General features: G+C 59.6%; 23 protein-coding genes. 13 read left to right on the forward strand and 10 right to left on the reverse strand.

Annotated elements, in window-relative coordinates:
* Positions 1 to 26: 26 nt before the first annotated feature.
* From GOW31_RS00535 to GOW31_RS00555, 5 genes are read left to right on the forward strand one after another with little or no spacing between them, the layout of a single operon-like run.
* Entirely contained in the window at positions 27 to 629 is a 603-nt protein-coding gene (locus tag GOW31_RS00535; RefSeq protein ID WP_171167152.1) for a VOC family protein, read from the forward strand.
* The gene (locus GOW31_RS00540; RefSeq protein WP_171167155.1) at positions 626 to 1,114 is read left to right on the forward strand and encodes a GNAT family N-acetyltransferase; all 489 of its coding nucleotides are present in this window, start codon (positions 626 to 628) and stop codon (positions 1,112 to 1,114) included. The genes GOW31_RS00535 and GOW31_RS00540 overlap by 4 nt, the downstream gene beginning before the upstream one ends.
* 45 nt (positions 1,115 to 1,159) lie before the next feature.
* Positions 1,160 to 1,840: a molecular chaperone DjiA gene (locus GOW31_RS00545; RefSeq protein ID WP_171114829.1), complete on the forward strand. Its 681-nt coding sequence runs from the start codon at positions 1,160 to 1,162 to the stop codon at positions 1,838 to 1,840.
* A 4-nt stretch (positions 1,841 to 1,844) separates the two neighbouring features.
* The gene (locus GOW31_RS00550) at positions 1,845 to 2,846 is read left to right on the forward strand and encodes an endonuclease/exonuclease/phosphatase family protein (protein ID WP_171167157.1); all 1,002 of its coding nucleotides are present in this window, start codon (positions 1,845 to 1,847) and stop codon (positions 2,844 to 2,846) included.
* 37 nt (positions 2,847 to 2,883) lie between these two features.
* Positions 2,884 to 3,258: a hypothetical protein gene (locus GOW31_RS00555; protein WP_171167158.1), complete on the forward strand. Its 375-nt coding sequence runs from the start codon at positions 2,884 to 2,886 to the stop codon at positions 3,256 to 3,258.
* Between the two features lie 12 nt (positions 3,259 to 3,270).
* Here the strand turns inward: GOW31_RS00555 and GOW31_RS00560 are convergent, their stop codons facing one another.
* From GOW31_RS00560 to GOW31_RS00580, 5 genes are all read right to left on the reverse strand, one after another.
* Positions 3,271 to 4,815: a Ppx/GppA family phosphatase gene (locus tag GOW31_RS00560; RefSeq protein ID WP_171167160.1), complete on the reverse strand. Its 1,545-nt coding sequence runs from the start codon at positions 4,813 to 4,815 to the stop codon at positions 3,271 to 3,273.
* Between the two features lie 49 nt (positions 4,816 to 4,864).
* Entirely contained in the window at positions 4,865 to 5,554 is a 690-nt protein-coding gene (locus GOW31_RS00565) for a DnaA ATPase domain-containing protein (protein ID WP_171167162.1), read from the reverse strand.
* Positions 5,555 to 6,628, reverse strand: a complete 1,074-nt coding sequence (locus GOW31_RS00570) for an AI-2E family transporter (protein ID WP_171114837.1) — start codon at positions 6,626 to 6,628, stop codon at positions 5,555 to 5,557. It lies immediately after the preceding gene.
* Between the two features lie 89 nt (positions 6,629 to 6,717).
* Positions 6,718 to 7,692, reverse strand: coding sequence for an isopenicillin N synthase family oxygenase (locus GOW31_RS00575; protein ID WP_171167163.1), 975 nt, complete (start codon positions 7,690 to 7,692; stop codon positions 6,718 to 6,720).
* Positions 7,692 to 9,056, reverse strand: a complete 1,365-nt coding sequence (locus tag GOW31_RS00580; protein WP_371813681.1) for an FAD-dependent oxidoreductase — start codon at positions 9,054 to 9,056, stop codon at positions 7,692 to 7,694. Before GOW31_RS00580 ends, GOW31_RS00575 begins: the two co-directional genes overlap by 1 nt.
* Positions 9,057 to 9,246: 190 nt before the next feature.
* Between GOW31_RS00580 and GOW31_RS00585 the strand changes: the two genes are divergently transcribed.
* Together GOW31_RS00585 and proS are read left to right on the forward strand one after the other, a co-directional pair.
* Positions 9,247 to 10,065, forward strand: coding sequence for a methyltransferase domain-containing protein (locus GOW31_RS00585; RefSeq protein WP_171167165.1), 819 nt, complete (start codon positions 9,247 to 9,249; stop codon positions 10,063 to 10,065).
* 71 nt (positions 10,066 to 10,136) lie between these two features.
* Entirely contained in the window at positions 10,137 to 11,477 is a 1,341-nt protein-coding gene (gene proS / locus GOW31_RS00590; protein ID WP_171167167.1) for a proline--tRNA ligase, read from the forward strand.
* A 116-nt stretch (positions 11,478 to 11,593) separates the two neighbouring features.
* Here proS and GOW31_RS00595 read toward each other — a convergent pair whose 3' ends face one another.
* Entirely contained in the window at positions 11,594 to 11,953 is a 360-nt protein-coding gene (locus GOW31_RS00595; protein ID WP_152458705.1) for a hypothetical protein, read from the reverse strand.
* Positions 11,954 to 11,970: 17 nt separating this feature from the next.
* A complete protein-coding gene (locus GOW31_RS00600) occupies positions 11,971 to 12,291 on the reverse strand; it encodes a hypothetical protein (RefSeq protein WP_171114849.1) in 321 nt (106 codons plus the stop codon).
* An 18-nt stretch (positions 12,292 to 12,309) separates the two neighbouring features.
* Between GOW31_RS00600 and GOW31_RS00605 the strand changes: the two genes are divergently transcribed.
* Together GOW31_RS00605 and GOW31_RS00610 are read left to right on the forward strand one after the other, a co-directional pair.
* A complete protein-coding gene (locus GOW31_RS00605; protein ID WP_171167169.1) occupies positions 12,310 to 13,605 on the forward strand; it encodes a lipoprotein-releasing ABC transporter permease subunit in 1,296 nt (431 codons plus the stop codon).
* Positions 13,598 to 14,284 (forward strand): ABC transporter ATP-binding protein, encoded by a 687-nt coding sequence (locus GOW31_RS00610; protein WP_171167171.1) that lies wholly within the window; start codon positions 13,598 to 13,600, stop codon positions 14,282 to 14,284. Before GOW31_RS00605 ends, GOW31_RS00610 begins: the two co-directional genes overlap by 8 nt.
* On the opposite strand, the gene GOW31_RS00615 is transcribed toward GOW31_RS00610, so the two are convergent.
* The gene (locus tag GOW31_RS00615) at positions 14,268 to 14,705 is read right to left on the reverse strand and encodes a DMT family transporter (protein ID WP_171114855.1); all 438 of its coding nucleotides are present in this window, start codon (positions 14,703 to 14,705) and stop codon (positions 14,268 to 14,270) included. The two genes, GOW31_RS00610 and GOW31_RS00615, sit on opposite strands and share 17 nt — an antisense overlap.
* Positions 14,706 to 14,802: 97 nt before the next feature.
* Between GOW31_RS00615 and GOW31_RS00620 the strand changes: the two genes are divergently transcribed.
* On the forward strand, positions 14,803 to 15,210 hold the full coding sequence (locus GOW31_RS00620) for a cytochrome c (RefSeq protein ID WP_171167173.1): 408 nt from the start codon (positions 14,803 to 14,805) through the stop codon (positions 15,208 to 15,210).
* On the opposite strand, the gene GOW31_RS00625 is transcribed toward GOW31_RS00620, so the two are convergent.
* The gene (locus tag GOW31_RS00625) at positions 15,207 to 15,899 is read right to left on the reverse strand and encodes a hypothetical protein (RefSeq protein WP_171114859.1); all 693 of its coding nucleotides are present in this window, start codon (positions 15,897 to 15,899) and stop codon (positions 15,207 to 15,209) included. The two genes, GOW31_RS00620 and GOW31_RS00625, sit on opposite strands and share 4 nt — an antisense overlap.
* A gap of 42 nt (positions 15,900 to 15,941) precedes the next feature.
* Positions 15,942 to 16,604, reverse strand: a complete 663-nt coding sequence (locus GOW31_RS00630) for a DNA-3-methyladenine glycosylase I (RefSeq protein ID WP_171167175.1) — start codon at positions 16,602 to 16,604, stop codon at positions 15,942 to 15,944.
* 419 nt (positions 16,605 to 17,023) lie between these two features.
* Here GOW31_RS00630 and GOW31_RS00635 point away from each other — a divergent pair, with 419 nt between their 5' ends.
* The 3 genes from GOW31_RS00635 to GOW31_RS00645 are packed head-to-tail and all read left to right on the forward strand — an operon-like array spanning position 17,024 to position 21,096.
* Entirely contained in the window at positions 17,024 to 17,974 is a 951-nt protein-coding gene (locus GOW31_RS00635) for an ABC transporter substrate-binding protein (RefSeq protein ID WP_171167177.1), read from the forward strand.
* Between the two features lie 9 nt (positions 17,975 to 17,983).
* Positions 17,984 to 19,033, forward strand: coding sequence for a betaine/proline/choline family ABC transporter ATP-binding protein (locus tag GOW31_RS00640; protein WP_171167180.1), 1,050 nt, complete (start codon positions 17,984 to 17,986; stop codon positions 19,031 to 19,033).
* A complete protein-coding gene (locus GOW31_RS00645) occupies positions 19,030 to 21,096 on the forward strand; it encodes a proline/glycine betaine ABC transporter permease (RefSeq protein WP_171114867.1) in 2,067 nt (688 codons plus the stop codon). The genes GOW31_RS00640 and GOW31_RS00645 overlap by 4 nt, the downstream gene beginning before the upstream one ends.
* The last annotated feature ends 47 nt before the right edge of the window (positions 21,097 to 21,143 follow it).

Consider the following 21,143-nt stretch of genomic DNA (forward strand, 5'->3'; position numbering starts at 1 on the left):
GGCCGTAAACTTGCAGGAGGTGGCACATGTTACTGGATCATCTGGCCGTCGCGGGTGAAACGCTGGAAGACGCATCTGCCCATATCGAACAAGCGCTTGGCGTTGCGCTGCAACCCGGCGGCAAGCACGAGACGTTCGGGACATACAACGAGTTGCTGGGCCTCAGGGACGGGCTCTATCTGGAGGCGATTGCGATCGACCCGCAGGCGCAAAGACCTGGCAGAACGCGGTGGTTCGATCTGGACCGCTTCGAGGGCAGCCCGCGTCTGACCAACTGGATTTGCCGGGTCGAGGATATCGAAGCCTCGCTTGCGGTGTTTCCCGATGGTGTCGGGCAACCGATCGATCTGACCCGGGGCGCGCTGCGGTGGCGCATGGCGGTTCCACCAACCGGGCGCTTGCCGTTCGACAACTTGTTTCCCGCACTTATCGAATGGCAGGGCGACCTTCACCCGGCCGACATGCTGCAAAACAGCGGCTGTCGGCTGCGGCGCTTGGTTGTGTACCACCCGGATGCGTTGACGCTGGCCAGACATCTAGGTGCATTGGATCAAGTGGTGTTCGACACCGGCCCGGCCGCGCTCAGGGCGGAGTTCGAGACGCCTCATGGGGTCCGGGTGTTGGAATGAACATTCGCCCGGCCATGGCGGCGGATGCGCCCGCAATCGCCAGGATCACCAATGCGATCATCCGCGAGTCCTTGATCACCTTCACGACCGATGAGCGCAGCACGACGCAAATCACCGAAGATATTAAGGCGCGGGGCACTGGATTTCTGGTCGCCGAACATGATGGGCAAGTTGTTGGTTTTGCCACCTATGCCCCGTTTCGTGCGGGCCCCGGATACGCGCAGACGCGCGAACACTCGATCCAGCTGTCACCGGACGCGCGCGAAAAAGGCGTTGGGCGTGCTTTGATGCAAGCGCTTGAGGCGGCCGCACGAACCGACGGTGTGCATGTTTTGGTTGCAGGCATTTCCTCGGCCAATCCGGGCGCCGTGGCGTTTCACGCGGCGCTGGGCTTTTCACAGGTTGGTCGCATGCCCGAAGTAGGGTTCAAATGGGGTCAATGGCTGGATCTTGTGCTGATGCAGAAAATTCTTTCACCTGAATGATCTGTCGCACCTGACAGTCCCGAATTGTGACGCTAGTGTACGCCCATGTCGATCTGGACCCGCATATCCGATGCGCTCAGCGCGCTGGCCCAAGGCGAAAGCCTGGCCGCAGTTTTTGAAAAGCTGCGAACACCGCCGGAACGATCGGTGGCGTTCACGATTGCGGTGATTGCCCTGGGCGCCAAAATGGCCAAGGCAGACGGTCAGGTGACACGAGATGAAGTCACTGCCTTCCGCGATGTGTTCCAGATCGCGCGCGAAGACGAAGAAGATGCCGCGCGGGTCTTCAACATGGCGCGCACGGATGTGGCGGGGTATCAGGATTATGCCCGCAAGATCGCCCGGATGTTCGCCGAAGACAGCACCACGCTTTGCGACCTGATGGAGGGGCTGTTTCACATCGCCATGGCCGATGGGTTCTACCATCCCAATGAGAACGCGTTCTTGGAGGAAGTGAGCAAGATCTTCGGGCAGTCCGACGCTCAATTCAAAGCATTGCGGGCGCGATTTGTGCCGGATGCGCCAAAAGATCCTTACACGGTTCTGGGCGTGCCGCAGGACATGCCCTTGCCCGATATCCGCAAAGTCTGGCGAAGGCTGGTCCGCGAAACGCATCCGGACGCCATGATGGCGCGCGGTGTCCCGGAAGAGGCGATCAGACTGGCCGAGAAAAAGATGATCGACATCAACCGCGCCTGGGATGAGATCAACGGCGCGCGGGCCTGACAGGATGCGGCTGGCGACCTACAATATCGAATGGTTTGCCAATCTTTTTGATCAAAACGACAATCTGATCGTCGATGACACCTGGTCCGGTCGGCATGATGTCACCAAGGCGCAGCAGGTCGAGGCGATTGCAAAAGTGCTGACCGCGATTGACGCGGATGCGGTATTGATTGTCGAGGCTCCGAACACCGGCAAACGCCAGAACACGGTGCGGGCCCTGCAAACCTTTGCCGAGGCGTTCGATCTGCGCATCTCTGACGCGGTGATGGGATTTGCCAACGACACCCATCAAGAGCTGGCGCTGCTCTACGACAGGACCATTCTCACCGTGCGCCATGATCCCAAGGGTGACATCGACGACCCCTTGGCCCCCCGGTTCGATGGTGCGTTCAGAATCGATCTGGATATTGATGCGACCGAGGATGTCGTGCGGTTTTCCAAACCACCGATGGAATTGGCGGTGACGACGCAGTCGGGACACGACGTCCGGCTGATCGGAGCTCATTTGAAATCCAAGGCTCCGCATGGGGCCGGGTCGCGGGATGAGGCGATCCGGATCTCGATTGCCAACCGCCGCAAGCAACTGGCGCAGGCGGTCTGGCTGGCCAGGCGGGTCGAGATGCACGTTGCCAGCCAGGAACCCGTCATTCTGCTGGGAGACCTGAACGACGGCCCCGGGCTGGATGAGTTCGAGCATCTGTTCGGCCGCTCTTCGGTCGAGATTTTGCTGGAGGCAGGTTTGTTCGACCCGCACGCGGTGACGGCTCATGGTTTTCGCCCCGGATCGATACCCTCCACGGCGCGCTTTGCCCGCCCGGAAGAAGGCAGGTTTCTCGAGGCTCTTCTGGATTACATAATGATAACCCAGGATCTGCGTGCATACCGCTCGGCCTGGCGCATTTGGCATCCGTTTCGCGACGCGGCCTGTTGGTCCGCACCGGACCTGCGACAGGCGCTGCTGACGGCGTCGGATCATTTCCCGGTCACACTGGACATCGACCTGTGACCTTTCACGCCTGCGGCTGGGGCGCTATATTCTAGGTATGAAACACGTTTTGCTGATCAGCATGATCACGGCCGGCATCGCCGCGCCGGCCCTTTCGCAGGAAGACAACAGCAAATCCCTGATGGAGCAGGGGGCCGAGCTGTTTTTCGAAGGTCTGCGCAAGGAAATGGAACCGGCGCTGGATGATCTGCTGGGCCTTGCGGATGAGTTTGGCCCGGCAATGCAGTCGTTCTTGCGGGAAATGGGCCCCGCACTGGCCGAGCTGGGGGCCGAGATCAAGGATTGGAGCGCTTATGAAGCGCCCGAGATCTTGCCCAATGGCGATATCATCATCCGCAGGAAACAGGCCGAGGATCCGCCGGAGCCTGAAAAAGAAACTGAAGAATTGCCCGAAGGGGCAACTGATATCTGATCGGATCGAGGGTCAGCCCTTGATGATCACGCGCGTATCGGATTTCAGGGCGTTCGCCAGTGAATTCAGGCGCGCTTCGGCAACTTCGCTGAACAGGGGGGCTGCTGCTTCGGGCAGGTACAGCTCCAACTCCCGCTTTTTGGGATAGAATTTCAGGCGCCCCATATTGGCGTCATTGTGCATCCACAGCATCGCGCCAAAGCGCATGGCCTTGCCCAGAATCTCGGCGTCTCTCTGGCCTTTTTCGTCCAGCAGATCATACAGGGGTGCAAAGCGGTTGCCCTCGCGTTTGTTGCGATACCGGTGCTGCAAGGCCAGCCCGATAAAGACACGTTCTGAATGCTTCAAGCCACCCAGATTGGCGCGGGTGACGTTGTCGAAACAGACTTCGGCCCGGTAATCGGGATGAGCACGCCAGCTGACATCGTGCAGCAGGCATGCAGCCTTGATCAGTCGAACGCTGCTGGGGGGGGCTGATTTGAACAGCGGCATCACGAAATCATAGAGGTTTCGGCCAAATCCGGGCAGGCGGGCATCCTTGGATTCGGAAAAAAGGCTGGCTTCGATCAGCGGGTCCCGGTCGCGCAACTCCTGCGACATCTGTTCATACAGCAATCCCTCCCGGATCCCATAGCTGGATATGGCGATGTCCTTCGGTTTGAACGTTCGGATCAACCGGGCCAGAACATCCATCGCGTAGGGGATGAGCGACATCCGCGAGCTGGATACACCGGCCTGGCTGCGCAGCTTTTCATGATCGTTCTTTTCAATGAACTTGATCGTTTCACGAACCTGTTTTGTCGTCATCCGGTATTCATGCAGCACGTTCAGCGGATAGCCCCGCCGCAGCATGTCCAGCCGGGCAAAGGCCCGCCAGCTGCCGCCAACCAGAAACAGACGATCCCGCTGCGGACCCATTTGATCGCGCAGCTGTTCCATCGTGCTTTTGATATGGGCCTTGCGTGCGCGCCGTCCGCCCTTGATATCGCGCAGTTTCAGCGGCCCGAGGGCCGAAGTCAGGCGGCGGCCGACCTGACCGTCTCCGATCTCGGCCAGTTCCATCGACGACCCGCCGATGTCGCAGATCAGGCCATAGGCTCCAGGCCATCCCAGCAGCACTCCCTGAGCTGATAAACGGGCTTCTTCTTCCCCGTCGATGACTTCCACGTGCAGCCCGGTCTCTGCTTTGACCTGATCGCAGAAATCCGGCCCGTCCTTGGCCTCGCGCACAGCTGCCGTGGCCACGACATGCAGGCCCGGCAATTCCAGATCAACCGCCAGATTCTGAAACCGTCGCAGCGCCGCCAGTGCCCGTTCGCGCCCACGCGGGTTCAGTCGCCCGGTCTCGGACAGGCCCGCGCCCAATTCGCACATGACCTTTTCATTGTAGAAATAGGCCGGCGATCGGGCCGCACCGTCAAAGATGACCATCCGGACCGAGTTGGATCCGACATCGACAACTCCGACACGCGACAATGCCCGGGTTCCAGGCTCGTCGAACAGTGGCTTTCCGAAAGGCCCCCAGTCAGGGATGTCGGTTGCAGCGGTCTGATCCATGTGTCTTCCAGATAATGCTGTGTGAGGATGCGAAATTGGCGGGTGCGGGTCAATCACCCGTCTCGATCTCGTACGGGCTCATGTTCAGAACCCGCACGGCCAGGGAACGGGTGATGTCGCGCTTTTCCATAAGGGCCAATTGATCCAGTTGCTCCACTACGTCGGCCGCAGTTTCAAATCGACGATCCATGTGTTTGACCAGATAGGCGATTACCTCGGGGCCGGGGTTCAGCTGCCGATCTACGAACAGTTTGGCCAGAACCGCACCCAGCAACGCATCGTCTGGCGGATCCAGCGCCACGTGATGGGCGCCTTCGACCCGGCTTTGCAGGTCGGCCAGTGGCAATTCCCACAATTTCGGGGCCAGCCGACCAGTCATCAGCAGGGCGTTTCCTTCGGCCAGAACCAGATTATGCAGGTGAAACAGCGTTTTCTGCTGGTCGGCATCGTCGGCGATCATGGGCACGTCTTCGACGGCAATCGGCCTGCGTGCCAGATCCGGCACGTCGTCATACCGCAAATCAGCGGCCTGAATGATGCGCCCGCCGGTTTCCGCGGCCCAGACATGCGCCAGATGGGTTTTGCCCGCACCGGCCGGGCCGGTCAGAACAAGCTTGTTTCCCGGCCAGGATGTGGCCGAGATCATCGCCACTGCCAAGGCATTGGCAGGCGACACAAAAAAGTCCTCTCGCCCGAGCGCAGTTTTGGCGGGCAGATCAAAGCTGAGTTGTCGGGCCATTTACTCGGTTTCCTGATCCTGACGTTCAAGACCGGTATAAAGTCGGCTGTCCAGGTACAGCGATGTGGCAAATCGGGCCAGCACGCCCAATGCTGCGGCCACGGGCACGGCGATCAGCATGCCGACAAAGCCGAACAAGGCCCCAAAGACCGACAGTGCCAGAAGCAGCCAGACCGGGTGCAGTCCGACAGAGCTGCCTACCAGTTTGGGTGTCAGGAAATTCCCCTCGGTGACCTGCCCGATGGCAAAGATCCCCGCGATCAGTCCGACATGTGCCCAATCTCCCCAAAACTGAAACAGCGCCAGCCCGATGGCCAATGAGCCTCCGATCAGGGCGCCCAGATAGGGGATGAACGTGACCAGCCCCGCGATGAACCCCACGATCAGGCCGAATTGCAGACCGGCAAGCATCAGCGCGACGGCATAGTAGGTACCTAGGATCAGGCAGACCGTTCCCATCCCGCGCACGAAAGAGGCCAGCACGGCGTCAATCTCACCGGCCAGCCGCCTGATGGTGGGGGCGTGGTCACGCGGCAGGAGCTCTCCGATGCGAGCGACCATGCGATCCCAGTCCAGCAGCAGGTAAACAGCCACGACGGGCACGATCACCAGAAGGACAACAATGTTTATCGCGGACCCGAGTGAGGCAAGAACCGTTTGCAGAACATCCCCGGTCTTGGACTTCAGCATGTCGCCGAAGGACACCAGCATCTGATGAGTGTTTGATTCCCGGTCCAGCAGCGACGGGAATTGTTTTTCAATGAACCCGCGCAATTGCTTGAAAAGGTCAGGCAGAACGTCGATCAGATCCAGCAATTGAGTAATCAGGGCGGGCACGACCATCAGGATCGCCAAAATAAACCCCAAAATCCCGACGACGGTGATGATGGCTGTAGCTGCGATGCGCGACAGGCCCAACCGCTCCAGCCGATCCGCAACGGGATCAAGGAAATACGCAATTGCTCCGCCTATGACGAAGGGCAGCAGGACATCCCCCAAAGCCCAGAGGATCAAAACAAAAACCGCAGCGGCGACGCCCCAGTATCTCAGCTGATCCTTTACCGGCAAAGCCATCGTGATCCCCTTGTTCAGGCCTTTGCAGGCGTTCTTGGCGCATCAAAGCCCATGATGCAAGCGCTTCATGGGCACGGGCTTTGCCCGTTTCAATCGTGCAACGTCCCCAGTTCAGGGGTGTCTTCTTCTGCGGCTTCATCGGGCCAGTTGGTGCGCCAGATTTCTGCCGACCAGTGCCCACAATGAACCGCCGGGCGGTCGAAACCGGGCAGGGCGGGCAACAACGGTTCAACAATGACGTCATGGCGGGGTACGGCGAAATAAGGGAAAGAATACCGTTCCTTGCCCGACCGGTTGACCACCCGATGTGGCGTGGATTTCAATCGCCCGCCTGACCAAAGTTCCAGCATGTCGCCGATATTCACCACGAAACCACCGAGTGGGCAGTCCGGTGAAATCCACTTGCCGCTGCGGGTCTGCACCTCGAGCCCGCCCACCGGATCGGGCGCGATGATGGTCAGTGCGTCCGTATCCTTGTGCGGATGGATGCCATAGCCCGCTTCTTCCGCGGCCTGCGGGGGATAGTGCAGCAATGTCATATTGGTCATCGGGTTGCGGAACGCGTCGCGCAAAATGCCAGAGGTCAAGTTCAGGCCGGAGTCCAATGCGCCCAACAACACATCAGTGACCTGATCCAATTGACGCCAATAATCCAGGATGACCTCTTTGGCGCGGGGAACTTCGGCGGGCCACAGATTTGGGCCGTACAGGGCACATTCACTGCGCACGGGGTCGGTGGCGGCAACCTCGTGGTGCAGCTTGTAACCCTCGTATTTGTCGGCTTTGCCGGATCCGTCATTCGGTGTGAAAAAACCCATCGGGATATAACCGCGATAATTCTCGCGCGTGATGGCCTGATCCCATTTGCGGGCTTCATTGATGGCAAAGATCTCTCGTGTGGTCTGACGGACCTGATCCACCGTCTGCTGGGACACACCTGTCCCGGTGATGGACAGAAACCCGATTCCTGTGCAGGCCTCAATTATGCCTTGTACCGTTGCGGCAAAGGCTGCGCTGCCGGGATCGGACAGCGGCGAGATGTCTATTGTCGGAATCCTGTCCATCAGTGAATCCTGACCCCCTGACGCTCTAGTTCCGTGTGAACAGGTGCCAGGTTCAATTGGTCCAGGCCCTGATTGCTTTTCAGTGCCATGGCCGCCGCAATGCCCGCACCCTGGCCCATGACGGCGCAGCAGGCCATGTTGCGCGTGGCGGCATGGGCCACCCGGTCCGCACCATGCGACCGCCCAGCGACCAGCAGGCCCTTGACGCCCCTGGGCAGCATCGAGCGGTAGGGGACCTGCATGTACCGCCCCGTGGTCGGCAGGATCAGAATGCCATAGCCGTCGATGAATTCGGGATAGATGCCGATCGTGTCCTCGAACCGGCCCTGATGGCGGGCGTCGTTTTCGGTCATGTTGTAGACCGCATCGATCTTGCGGGTGTCGCGAATACCGATGGTCATCCCGAAATTCCGAAGCCGCGCGTTCTCGCATCCCGGCATGAACCGGCGCAGCGCCTCGATGGCCAGCATGGTCTGACGGCGGCCTTCGATCTCGCCACGTGTCAGGCTGTCGGGGTCGGTCCCATCAATCTCGGCCAGATGGATGAGGTTCATGTAGGTCAGCTCGCCCGTGTCATGCATCGCGCCCCAGGTGCCGGCAATGGTATTCAGATGGGGCGGGATCAGCCCCTGATCGATGGCCTGCTGGAAGGGCTTGTGCACAAAGGGCGAGAACATGTCGTCCTCTTTGCCGCTGGTTTCGATGTTCCACTCACCGCCGCCGCCCCAGTCCTTGTAGGTCTGCGGATCGGCTTTGACGCCTTCCATAAAGGCGCGCTTGTCCACCCCGGCCAGATGGAACATGACAGAGGCCGCCATCATGTCCTCTCGTGGTGTTTTATGCGTCGGGGCCCCCGCGCGATGGGCCACATCGGCGTCGCCGGTGGCATCGATTACCACCTTGGCCAGTATCGCCTCGCGCCCGGCCTTGGATTCGGTGATGATGCCAGTGATCCGGTCCCCTTCCATGATGGGGGCGACGAATTGCCGGTGTAGCATCGGATGAACACCCGCCTCTTCGATCAGCTTGTCCGCCACCAGCTTGAACCCTTCGCTGTCCAGTTCATAGCTGAGCGACTGGCTTTCGGGCACCGCCGCGCCCATCTCTTTGGCGCGGGTTTCGAACTCCGTCCCGATGCCGCCGGCCTCGACGGTTTGCTCGTGCCGGTACCAGGCGAATCCTTCGACGCCGACGGCAGTGATATTGCCGCCCATACAGCCGAACCGGTCAACTAGCGACACGTCTGCGCCTGCGCGGGCCGCTGCCAGCGCTGCTGCCAACCCGGCCGGGCCAGAGCCCACGACCAGAATATCGGTCTGGTGGATGACAGGTATCTGCCGGGCGGGTTCCTGAATTGTCTGCAACAGCGCCTCCTGGTGTTTGTGTTCCCGCCACAATTGAAACTCCCAATTGGCGGGTCAATCAAAAACCCGACTGACCTTGGGTCGCAAACGCGCCATTGCCGGGCGTCGCGTTCACAGTCCGCCAGCGCAGAGAGCCGACGTGCCGGGCCGAAACGTGCTATACTGACGCCCTGCCTTGGGGGACGGAGCAATGCCCGACATCTATCAGAGCCTGGATCAACAGGGGGAAGACACGGTTCGCGTCGTCGCGGACCGTCTGGAGTTTCGCGGCGAAATGCCGGATTTCGTGAAAATGCGCGAACGCTATTTCGACCGGCTCGACTGGGCCTCGTGCCGCCGCATCGTCGATCTGGGCTGTGGCACGGGCGTCGTGACACGGGCGCTGGCCGACCGGGTCGGCCCGGAATGCGAGATTGTCGGGTCGGATCTGGCGGCGGAGCTGATCAAGGTCGCAATGGAAAAGACGGATGCCGCGGGGTTGGCGGGGCGCATTCGGTACGAGGTTGCGGATTCCCGAAACACCGGTGACGGCCAAGGCAGCTTTGATATCGTCATCGCGCATACGGTGATCAGCCATGTGGCGGACCCGGCGGCGATGCTAGAGGAAGCCGCGCGGCTGACGCGGCCCGGCGGCACGATCGCCATTTTCGATGGCGACTATGCGTCGTTGACGATCGGCGCTGGCGACCCTGACGCCAACGCGATGGCGGTGGACGCAATCTTGCAGACGGTTGTCGGCAATCCGTTCGTTCTGCGGCATCTTCCGTTCCTGGCCCGGCAGGCGGGGCTGGAAGTTGCCGGTTTCATCCCGGAATTGCTGGCCGAGGCTGGCCAGACCTCGTTTTTCGGAAATATGATCGACGCCTATGTCGGCCCCTGCATTCAGGCAGGTGCAATCGACGTCGAGACCGCCTTGAAATGGGCCGAAGGTCAGAAAGCAGCCGCGCGGGAAGGCACGTTCTTTGGTTCGTGCAACTATTACACCTATTTGCTGCGCAAGCCTGAATGATGCGCCGCCTTGCCTAGCCTTTGTGGATCGCGTAGAGCATTCGGGCTTTCGCTAGACAAATAGGATCGTTCATGCGCCTCAGCCGTTACTTTCTGCCCGTTCTCAAGGAAAACCCGTCCGAGGCCCAGATCGTTAGCCACCGGCTGATGCTGCGTGCCGGGATGATCAAGCAGGCTTCTGCCGGGATATATTCCTGGCTGCCGCTGGGTTTCAAAGTGCTGCGCAAGCTGGAAAACATTGTCCATGAAGAACAGGCCCGGGCCGGTCACATCGCGATCCAGATGCCCATCATCCAATCGGCGGATTTGTGGCGCGAATCCGGCCGCTATGACGATTACGGGCAGGAAATGCTGCGCATGAAGGACCGGCATGACCGGGACATGTTGTTCACGCCCACGGCCGAAGAACTGGTGACCGATATTTTCCGCGGCCACGTGAACAGCTACAAAGACCTTCCGCTGACCCTCTATCAGATCCAGTGGAAATTCCGCGACGAAATCCGCCCGCGTTTCGGCGTGATGCGGGGCCGCGAGTTCTATATGAAGGACGGCTACAACTTCGACCTCACCAAGGAAGATGCGCTGCACGCCTATAATCGCCATCTTGTCAGCTATCTGCGTACCTACGAGCGTATGGGCCTTCAGGCGATCCCGATGCGCGCGGATTCGGGGCCCATCGGCGGCGATGACACCCATGAGTTCCTCGTGCTGGCTGACACTGGTGAATCCGAAGTCTTCTATGACAGCGCCGTCACCGATCTTACCTTTGGTGATCGTGAGATTGACTATGACAGCCGTGAACAGTGTAAGGCGATCTTGGAAGAGTTCACCTCGAAATACGCACGCACGGATGAAACGCATGACGAGGCGCTGTTCAATCAGATCCCCGAAGAACGCCGCCGCGTGGCGCGTGGTATCGAAGTTGGGCAGATCTTCTATTTTGGCACGAAATATTCCGAGCCGCTGGGCGCCACCGTGCAGGGCCCGGATGGAAAACCGGTTCCGGTGCATATGGGCAGTCACGGGATTGGTGTCAGCCGCCTGGTCGGCGCGATCATCGAGGCCAGCCATGACGACAAAGGCATTATCTGGCCCGAGGGCGTGACCCCGTTCCATTGCGGCATCGTGAACCTGAAGCAGGGCGATGAAGAAGCGGATGCGGCCTGTGACAAAATCTACAATGCTCTGACAGCCTTGGGGCTGGAGCCGCTTTATGATGACCGTAATGAACGGGCAGGGGGCAAGTTTGCGACCATGGATCTGATTGGTCTGCCCTGGCGGATCACGGTCGGGCCGCGTGGCCTGAAGAATGGTGTCGTTGAACTGACTTGCCGCCGGACCGGCGAAAGCGAGGAACTGAGCCCCGAGGCGGCCGTTACCAAAGTTGCTGAAATCTACCAGCAGATTGCCTGAGCATCGTCACCGGTGACTGGTCTTGCTGTCACGCAACACAGATCCATTTCGCGAAGGTGGCCATGCGATTGGCTTGGCCACCAAATGTGATCTGACCAATTCGATCGGTTGAGACGTCAGTCTTGGTCTGCCGTCGGGCGCGTTGCAAGGATATCTCCGTTGGCGCCATCGCCGCGTGCGACCACGATCGGACGGCCCAGCCGGTTGACCAGGTCGCGAAACTCAAGACCTAGAAACCGCAACCCGCAAACCCGCGCGTCCGTAGTGCGATCCGTGATACACAGACGCCCTTGCCGGAAAACCAGACGGTACCCTTTGTCTTTCAGGATATCCGTCAAGTTGCCCCAGCTTGCCGCGCTGGCAAAGATCGGCCGAATGGCCGCACGCAGCAGCGCCGCTGTTTCACAATCCAGTTCTTTTGATGCTTGGCGAGACGGAATAACCCCCGCACCGTTGGTTGAAATTTGAAAATTCATTGAGCGACCCCCGCTCCTTAAATGTGTTCCCCCACATACAGGGTGACAAAGTTTCTGAAAATAATCAAAAAGAGTAATAAAATTTCGCGCCCATTGTTGCTTTTTCGATTCAGGAGCTCACAAAGCGCGATGATTAACTTCATACATGAAACAATACCGGTTTGTCTGTGATGCGCTTCACAACTCATGGTGTAGCAGCAGATTTCCAAGTCATCCGTTTGGCCCAGTCGCCGTGCTGGGCAACCGGATTGATTCGGCTCGTTCAGGCTGAGGAACGGGTTCAAAGCGACAACCGGCTTGACCATCGGGTGAAATGCCGAAACTGTCCCCGCGAACATGAACACCCCGGAGCAGGCATGGCCAACACACCCCCGCCCTTTGCCCCTTTTGAATGGAAAATCGCATGGCGTTATCTGCGGGCCCGCAGGGCCGAGGGCGGCGTCAGTGTGATGACCTGGATTTCTCTGATCGGGATCACATTGGCAGTGTTTGCCCTGATCGCGACACTGGCGGTCCGGTCCGGCTTCCGTTCCGAATTCGTCGGCACCATCCTGGGCGCCAACGCGCATGTAACGGTCTATTCGTCAGGCGAGATTGACGCGCAGGGGCGGGTGGATCGCACAATCGCCGACTACGAAGAGCGCGCGGCCCGGATCGCACAAGTGCCCGGAGTTCAACGCGCGGCTCCTTTGGTGAAGGGGCAGGTGCTGATCACCAACCGCGACCGCAGCAGCGGGGTTGAAGTGTTTGGAATCCGACCCGACGATCTGCGTGATCTGCCCGGAATTGCCCAGGCAGAGCAGGCTGTAGGGGACTTGTCTGGATTCCAGACGGGTGAGGATGTCATCGCAATTGGTTCAGGCGTGGCGCGCAGCATTGGGGCGACGGTCGGGGATGTCGTCAAGTTGACGTCGCCCAATGGCGTCAAAACCGCCTTCGGTACGTCGCCCCGCGTGAATGCCTATCGCGTTGTCTATGTGTTCTCGGCCGGGCGCTATGACATCGACCGCACCCGTGTCTACATGCCGTTTTCGCAGGCGCAGGGCTTTTTCAATCGCGAAGGTGTGGCCGATGAAATCGAAGTGATGGTGGACAACCCCGAAGACCTGGGCCCGATCCTGATTTCGATTCTCGAGGCCTCGGGCGAGCGCAGCCAGATCTGGACCTGGCAGGATGCATCCGGTGGGTTCCTGCGGGCATTGGAAGTTGAAGACAACGTGATGTTCATCATCCTTTCGATCCTCGTTCTGATCGCCGCGATGAATATCGTTTCGGGCCTGATCATGCTGGTCAAGAACAAGGGCCGCGATATCGGCATCCTGCGTACCATTGGCCTGAGCGAAGGATCGGTTCTGCGTGTCTTTTTCATCTGCGGCGCTTTTACCGGACTGATCGGAACGGCAATGGGGGTCATCCTGGGGTGCCTTTTTGCGATCTATATCGATCCGATCTTTTCCTTCGTGAATTACGTGATGGGCGGTGGCGTCTGGGATCCGTCGATCCGGGGCATCTATGCCTTGCCCGCCGAGCTGCACCTGAGCGATGTGCTCAAGGCGATCGGCCTGTCGCTTGGCCTGTCCTTTGTCGTCACCTATTTCCCTGCCCGTCGAGCGGCGCGGCTGAACCCGGTCGAGGCGTTGCGCTATGAATGATGTCACATTGCGTCTGAAAGGTCTGACCAAGACCTATCTGAAAGGCAAACCGGGCGAGGTGCAGGTCTTGCGCGGAGTTGATCTGGATCTGCGCGCGGGTGAGGCCGTAGCGATGGTCGCGCCCTCTGGGGCAGGTAAATCAACGCTTCTGCATATCGCCGGTCTGCTGGACATGCCCGACGAAGGAACCGTCGAAATTGGCGGGCAGAACGTATCGGGCGAGGGCGACCGGACCAGAACCGCACTGCGTCGGCAGGATGTCGGGTTCGTGTATCAATTCCACCACTTGCTGCCGGAATTCACGGCATTGGAAAACATCACCCTGCCGCAACTGGCCAATGGTGTGCCGGACAAGGCCGCACAGGCCCGAGCGCTGGATCTGTTGGACCGTGTCGGTGTGGCCGCACGCGCCAGCCATCGCCCCGCCGCACTCTCTGGTGGGGAACAACAGCGGGTGGCGTTTTGCCGGGCCTTGGCGAATGCGCCCCGTGTTTTGTTGGCGGATGAACCGACGGGCAATCTGGACCCCGAAACCTCGGATCAGGTCTTTGATACACTGATGAAACTGGTGCGGGACGAAGGGTTGTCGGCGTTGATAGCAACGCACAATCTTGACCTGGCGGCGCGCATGGACCGGATGGTCCGGCTTGAGGGCGGGGCGCTCAGGCCAGTTGAGTGATCGCAACGCCAATGGCCATGACGGCGATCCCGCCCATCCGCATGAGCGTAAGCGGTTCGACCTGTGCGCCGAACAGGCCGAAATGGTCGATGGCCGCAGCGCTGATCAATTGCCCGAGCAGCACAAAGAACACGGCATTGCCCACCCCGAAATGTGGTGCGACATGGGTGATCGACAGGACATAGAACGCAATCAGGACACCTGCAAGCAACAGGTGTTTCGGCGCATTGGCAATCTTGGATAAGGCCGCAAATCCGGGAAACAGCGCCATGACCAAGGCGGAGGCGGCGAAGGCGATGGCAAACAGCACAACGGCTGCCGCAGTTGGCGACCCGATGACTTTTCCCAGCGCCGCATTGAGCGCGGCCAGGATCGGAATTCCAAATCCGGCGGCCAGCATGATGGCGGCGTATTGTGTCATTGCCCGAAACCTCTGTACCTTTTTCGTTGATCTGGATCATTGCGCCAAGACGGTCATCGGGCAACCCTGCAAATGCCAATCCAGGCAGGAGGATACGATGTTCAAGGCAACAATCAGTGTAATGGTTCTTGGGGTTTCGGCTGCTGCCTCGCAGGCCGCCTGGGCTCAGGACGCGAAGACCGGAGAGGAACTCTATATGCACCATTGCGCGACCTGCCACGGAATCGATGCAATGGGCCAAGGTCCGATGGCAGCCGTGCTGGTGGTTCAACCGAGCGATCTGACCGCTTTGTCCAACGAAGAGGGCGTGTTCCCGACTGCCCGCGTTGTCTCCCGCATTGATGGTCGGGATCCGCTGGTCAGCCATGGTAGCCCAATGCCGGTTTATGGTCCTTATTTTGACGGGCAGGACACATCCATGAAAACGCCGCAGGGTCAGCCAATTCTGACGAGCCAGCCCATCGTGGATCTGGTAGCCTATCTGGAGACCTTGCAGCAGAATTAGGTTCCGCTGCAAATCCCGTCGATCTCGGCCTCGCTCCAGGGAAGCAGGATTGCGCGCTCTCGCCCTTTTTGCGGAAGCGGGGACAGATCAAAATGCGCGCTCAGCATCCTGTGCAGCCGTTTGGTTCGGGTGGCCTGAGGGTCCAGCGCACGGCAGCAAACGTATTCCTCGACGATGGCGCCCTGCTGTTCAAACCCGTAGGACAGGAAGTCCGGCGAGGTTTCGAGGTCAAAAAGATACGGGTCGCTGCGCCCACCATGTTCCGCCGCTGCTCGCAACGGGTGGTAACCGGTGGTCCGGCGATTCTGCCACTGCCAGACATGCGTCAGTTCATGGGCCAGCAGCATCGCAGCCACCAGGTTCATCTGATCCGGAAAATCGGACATGTAGTCTTCAAGATACCAATCGCGCGCAAAATAGACCTTGTTGAACAGGGCCACGGCGGCTGGCCTGCCTGTCACCGGCCCGGGTTCTACCGGAGGAAGGATGCGCTCGCGACAGGCCAGACGTGGCCGCTCTTCGCGGAAATACGTCACATTGGCAACCGGCGCACCTTGGACCAATCGCACGCTGTCAAGATTCAGGGTTTCGCCCTGAATGGCATCCGCAAAGTCGCGCTCTTGCTTTGTCAATGGACGGCCGCAAGAGGACAGCAATAAAAGAGCACACAGGAATACGCGCAGAACCATGAGATGAATCCTAGTCCTCTGCTTGCGATCCGCAAACCGTTTTCACAGGCTCATGGCCAGAACCCGGCTGATTTCCGTCAAAGACCGCCCGGATTGATCCATCCAGGAATTGAAGGCCCGTTGCACCGCGGCCATGGCTTTTTTTGACGTAGCGGGTTTGTCGATCACGCCCTCGGCGATCAGACGGGCGGTGACGTCCCGCGACAGAATGAAACTGTCGCGGCCCGCAAAACGCATCGCATATTGCGCCGAAGCCCCGCCAAGACGAGACCCGCGTTTGGCCAGCATGGCAAGAAGGCTGACATAGTCATCAGAGGGCCAGCCCCCCAGAACCTGGCCCGCGCCGCCTTCGTCGCGCAGTTCCAAAAGGAACGCCGCGTTGTCCCGCACTGCTGCGATCTTGGTTCCATTGCGGACAATGCGTGTGTCTTGCAGCAGGGAATCGAACTTTTCATCATCCATGAACGCACACCGGCCCACATCGAAACCGTCAAAGGCGGCCTCGAATCCATCCCATTTGTTTTCGATGACCTTCCAGTTGAAACCGGCCTGAAAGACGCATTTCGTGATGATCGATAGCCACCGGTCGTCGGGCATCGCCGCCAGTTCTTCGTGGCTTTCGGGCTTGGTCAACTGTGCTTCAAAGGCTTCGACGCCACCGTGGCGAGAGGCGGCAATATCAAAGATCTCGTCAAATGAACGCATGAACCCAACCTCAAAGCTGTCATATCAACAGTGTTTTGTTTTACCTTCCTTTTGCAATGGGAATTTTCGGTGTTCGAAAGCCACCCGACAGGAATCGAAATTCAGCCCGAACAAGAAAAAACACTGAACTGTCAAAGAAATCCTCGACAAACGGGCTCAAAACGGTTTGTGATTGACTCGTCAGTCAACATTCCGTGCCCCGGGGCGGGGGATATTGACGGGTCGGGCAGGGGCCCTTGCGGCGCCTGCGGGGGAAAATCTACGCATCAGCGGCAAGAAAGCCGCGCTGTTACAAACTGATCACTTTCCTTTTCCGACCAAATTTGTGCATGTTGCGGCATGGTATTGTCATCAGACAAAGATACCGGCGGGAAACCCCTGCCGGGGTGGGCAAAACAAATAAGACAGGGAGAAAATCCATGAAAAAACTGAGTGTAAGCCTTATGGCCCTAACCGTTGCCGGTGCGGCGCATGCGGCGGATATGGGGGCCGTGGACGAGCCGATCAAACTGGCGATCAACGAATGGACCGGTCAGCACGTAACCACGCATGTGGCGGGTGAAATGCTCAAGGCCGCTGGTTATAACGTAGAATATGTGACCGCCGGCATGATGAACCAGTTCCAGGCGCTGGCCGATGGAGACATCGACGCGACGCTTGAAATCTGGTCGTCCAATGTTTCGGATGAATATGCCAAGAAGATCGAGGAAGGCACTGTTGTCGAAATCGGCGATCTTGGCCTGGATGCCAAGGAAGGTATCGCATACCCGGCGCATGTCGCTGATCTATGCCCCGGCTTGCCTGCGTGGGAAGCGCTGAAAGACTGCGCGCAGGTTTTTGCCACGGCGGAAACTCTGCCCGGTGGCCGTCTGGTCGATTATCCGGCCGACTGGGGCACACCTGGCGCGGATCGCATGGCGGGCCTTGAGCTGCCGTTCAAGGCTGTTCCCGCCGGTTCCGAAGGTGCCTTGATCGCCGAACTTCGGGCTTCGACCGAGCGCAAGTCGCCACTGTTGATCACATTCTGGCAGCCGCACTGGGCGATGTCTGCCTATGACGTGCAGTTCGTTGAACTGCCCGCAGGTGAAGAGGCATGCTTTAACGATCCGGCGTGGGGTCCGAACCCGAACGCCGTGAACGATTGCGACTTTTCGCCATCGCGCATCTTCAAAGCCGGCTGGAGCGGCCTGGAAGAAAAGTGGCCCGCCGCCTATGAAATCCTGTCCAACTATCAACTGGCGGTCGAAGACCAGCAGCCGATGATGGGTGCGATCGATGTTGACGGCGGCCAGGTCGAAGAAGTTGTCGTTGCATGGATGGCGGAGAACGAAGACAAATGGCGTCCTGTTGTCGACGCGGCGACCAAGTGAGCCACTTAGGTGACTGACACGACTATGCCAGCCATTGCCTGCCGGAATCTCTGGCAGGTCTTTGGCCCGGGCGCTGACAAAGCCCTGACCGACGCGCTGTCTCGGTCAGGGAATGACGCTGACAAGGCCGCCGCAGACCTGCGGGAAAACGGGTTCATTCCGGCGGTTCAAGATGCCAATTTCGAGGTCAGGGAAGGCGAATTGTTCGTCATCATGGGCCTGTCGGGCTCGGGTAAATCCACGCTGATCCGCTGTATCTCGCAACTGCTGCCCGGCACCGGTGGTGAAATTCGGGTGGATGGTGAGAATGTCATAGGCGCCTCGAAAAAGGCCCTGACCGAGCTGCGCCGAAAAAAACTGGGCATGGTGTTCCAGCATTTCGGCCTGTTCCCCCACATGACCGTAGCTGAAAACGTCGCATATCCTCTGCGCGTTCAGGGCGTTGGCAAAAAGGAACGGCTGGACCGCGCGCAGGAAGTGATTTCGCTGGTTGGTCTGGAAGGGCGCGAAGGCAGCTTCCCGCGACAGCTTTCCGGCGGGCAGCGGCAGCGGGTGGGTATCGCCCGCAGTCTTGCCGTAAACCCTGACATCTGGTTTCTGGACGAACCGTTCTCGGCGCTTGATCCACTGATCCGTCGCCAGTTGCAGGATGAATTCCTGCGCATTCAAGCGACGTTGAAGAAATCCATCGTCTTCATCACGCACGATATTCAGGAAGCGCTGAAGCTGGCAGACCGCATCGCCATCATGCGGGATGGCAAGATCGTGCAGATCGGCACGCCCACGGATATCGTCCTGCGACCCGTCGATGACTATGTGCGCGAATTCTCGAAGGATGTCGCCAAGGGGCAGCATGCCAAAGTCGCCTCGGTCATGCGAAACGAGGCAGAGTGTGGCCCGGATGATCCCGGCCTGACTACGTCGATGACACTGGACGCGGCCCTGGCCCATTGCATGGAACTATATGAACCCGTGCCGGTGCGGGATGCCGATGGCAATGTCGTTGGCACGGTGCACCCGTCCGATCTGGCTGCCGCGCTTCAGGTGGACGAAACATGACCGCCTTAACTGAGGTTCCGACGCAGCACGGCGCGCGGCTGACGGCGGGCGCCAAGGCCGCCCTGATTACGGTTGTCGTCGGTGCGGTTTGCCTTGCACTTGAGGGCATCGCCCCATGGCTGGTCAAATGGCCCGCCGCGTGGGAACTGCCTGCAACCCAATGGGTGGGCGCGTTTCTGGATTGGTTTCTGAACCTGATCAAACCGGCGATGCGGTTGTTCTCGGGTATGATGACCTATCCGATGAACTGGGCGAATTTCGTTCTTGGCAATACGCCATGGCCCCTCCTGATCGGGATCGTGACCGCTCTGGGCTGGTACTTGGGCGGTTTGCCCATGGCGGCGCTGGGCTTTCTGGGCCTTAGCTTTGTCCTGGCGTCGGGTTACTGGGCTGAGAGCATGAACACTCTGGCCTTGGTCGCAGTATCCGTCCCGGTGGCGTTGATTTTGGGTGGTGGCATCGGCATCCTCGCCAACGAGGTGCCGCGGGTGAAATCCTTCGTTCAGGCGGTTCTGGATGTCATGCAGACGGTGCCGACTTTTGCGTATCTGACCCCGCTTTTGTTGCTTTTTGGCTTTGGCCCCGTCGTCGGTCTGATCGCCTCGGCCATCTACGCCGCGCCGCCCATGGCGCGCAACGTGATGCTGGGGCTGGAACGGGTCGAGCCCGAGATCAAAGAGGCCGCGATCATGTCCGGAGGCACGCGGTTTCAGCAACTGTTTCAAGTCGAAATTCCCGCCGCCACCACGCAGATCATGGTCGGTGTGAATCAGTGTCTGATGGCGGCCTTGTCCATGGTCATCATTGCCGCCGTCATCGGCGGGTTCAACGATATCGGCTGGGAGGTTCTGCTGACCATGCGCAAGGCGCAGTTCGGGGAGTCTCTGATGGCGGGTCTGGTCATCGTGGTCTTTGCCGTTGTCATAGATCGCATGAGCGGCACCTTGGCGACCGAGCGCAAACGTTATGACAGCCGGGTTGTCTGGGCGATGTTGGGTTTCGCCGTGGTCTTCACCGCCGCCTTCTGGGCGTGGTTGCCGAACCCATCCGAACTGACCTTGCTGGATCCGATGGCCGAGGCCGTGGACAGCGGCCTGACCGCGTTCACTCAGGCCAATGGCCCGTGGTTGGATGCGCTCAAGAACAACTCACTTTTCTATGTGCTGCTGCCTTTGCGGATCGGTCTAGATCAGGCGGTCCTGCCCTTCACCTGGGGCTTCCAGTGGACGGCGGGCATGAGCTTTGGCCTGTTTGCCGCAGGTGCCGGGATCGCGCTGTTGATGGCATGGCGTGGGCGGCTGACGGGTGGTCTGATCGTCCTGATCCTGATTGGAATGCTGGAAACCGGCATTGCCAACCTGCCGTGGCCCTTTGTCCTGACCGGCGCCGCTGCTCTGGGCTGGGTCGCGGGGGGCTGGCGTCTGGCGGCGCTGTGCGTGGGGCTGCTTTGCACCATCCTCGTTTCGGGCCTGTGGGAGAGAGCGCTCTTGTCGCTTTACCTGAGCGGTGCGGCGGTGTTTTCCTGTGCCGTGGTCGGCGGCCTGATCGGCCTTGCCAGCGCGATTTGGGAGCCGGTGTGGAAAGTGGTCCGTCCGATCTGCGACATGTTGCAGACAATCCCTCTGTTCGTGTTCCTGATCCCGGTCCTCATGGTGTTCCAGATCGGCGAGTTCTCGGCCTTTCTGGCAATCTGTGCCTATGCGATCGTGCCCATGATCCGCTACACGCGGCACGGGCTGGTCAACACGCCGGACGAGATGATGGAGGCCGCGATCTCAAGCGGTGCGACCGAGTGGCAGATCATGCGCGACGTGCGTGCGCCCTATGCCGCGCCCACGATCCTGCTGGGGTTGAACCAGACCATCCTCTATGCCTTTGCGATGCTGGTGATCGCCGCATTGATCGGCACTACGGGTCTGGGACAGTCGATCTATCTGGCGCTGGGTCAGGCGGATGTGGGGCTTGGCATTTCCGCCGGGGCCGCGATGGCGATTCTGGCGCTGATTGCCGACCGCATCGTGCAAGGGTTTGCCGAAGAACGCCGCGCGGCGCTTGGATTGTAAACAGGGCAGGGGCGATGCACCGCCCCTGCGCCGAACTTGATTTTGGA

It is taken from the genome of Ruegeria sp. HKCCA0370, from assembly GCF_013033705.1.
Classification (GTDB): domain Bacteria; phylum Pseudomonadota; class Alphaproteobacteria; order Rhodobacterales; family Rhodobacteraceae; genus Ruegeria.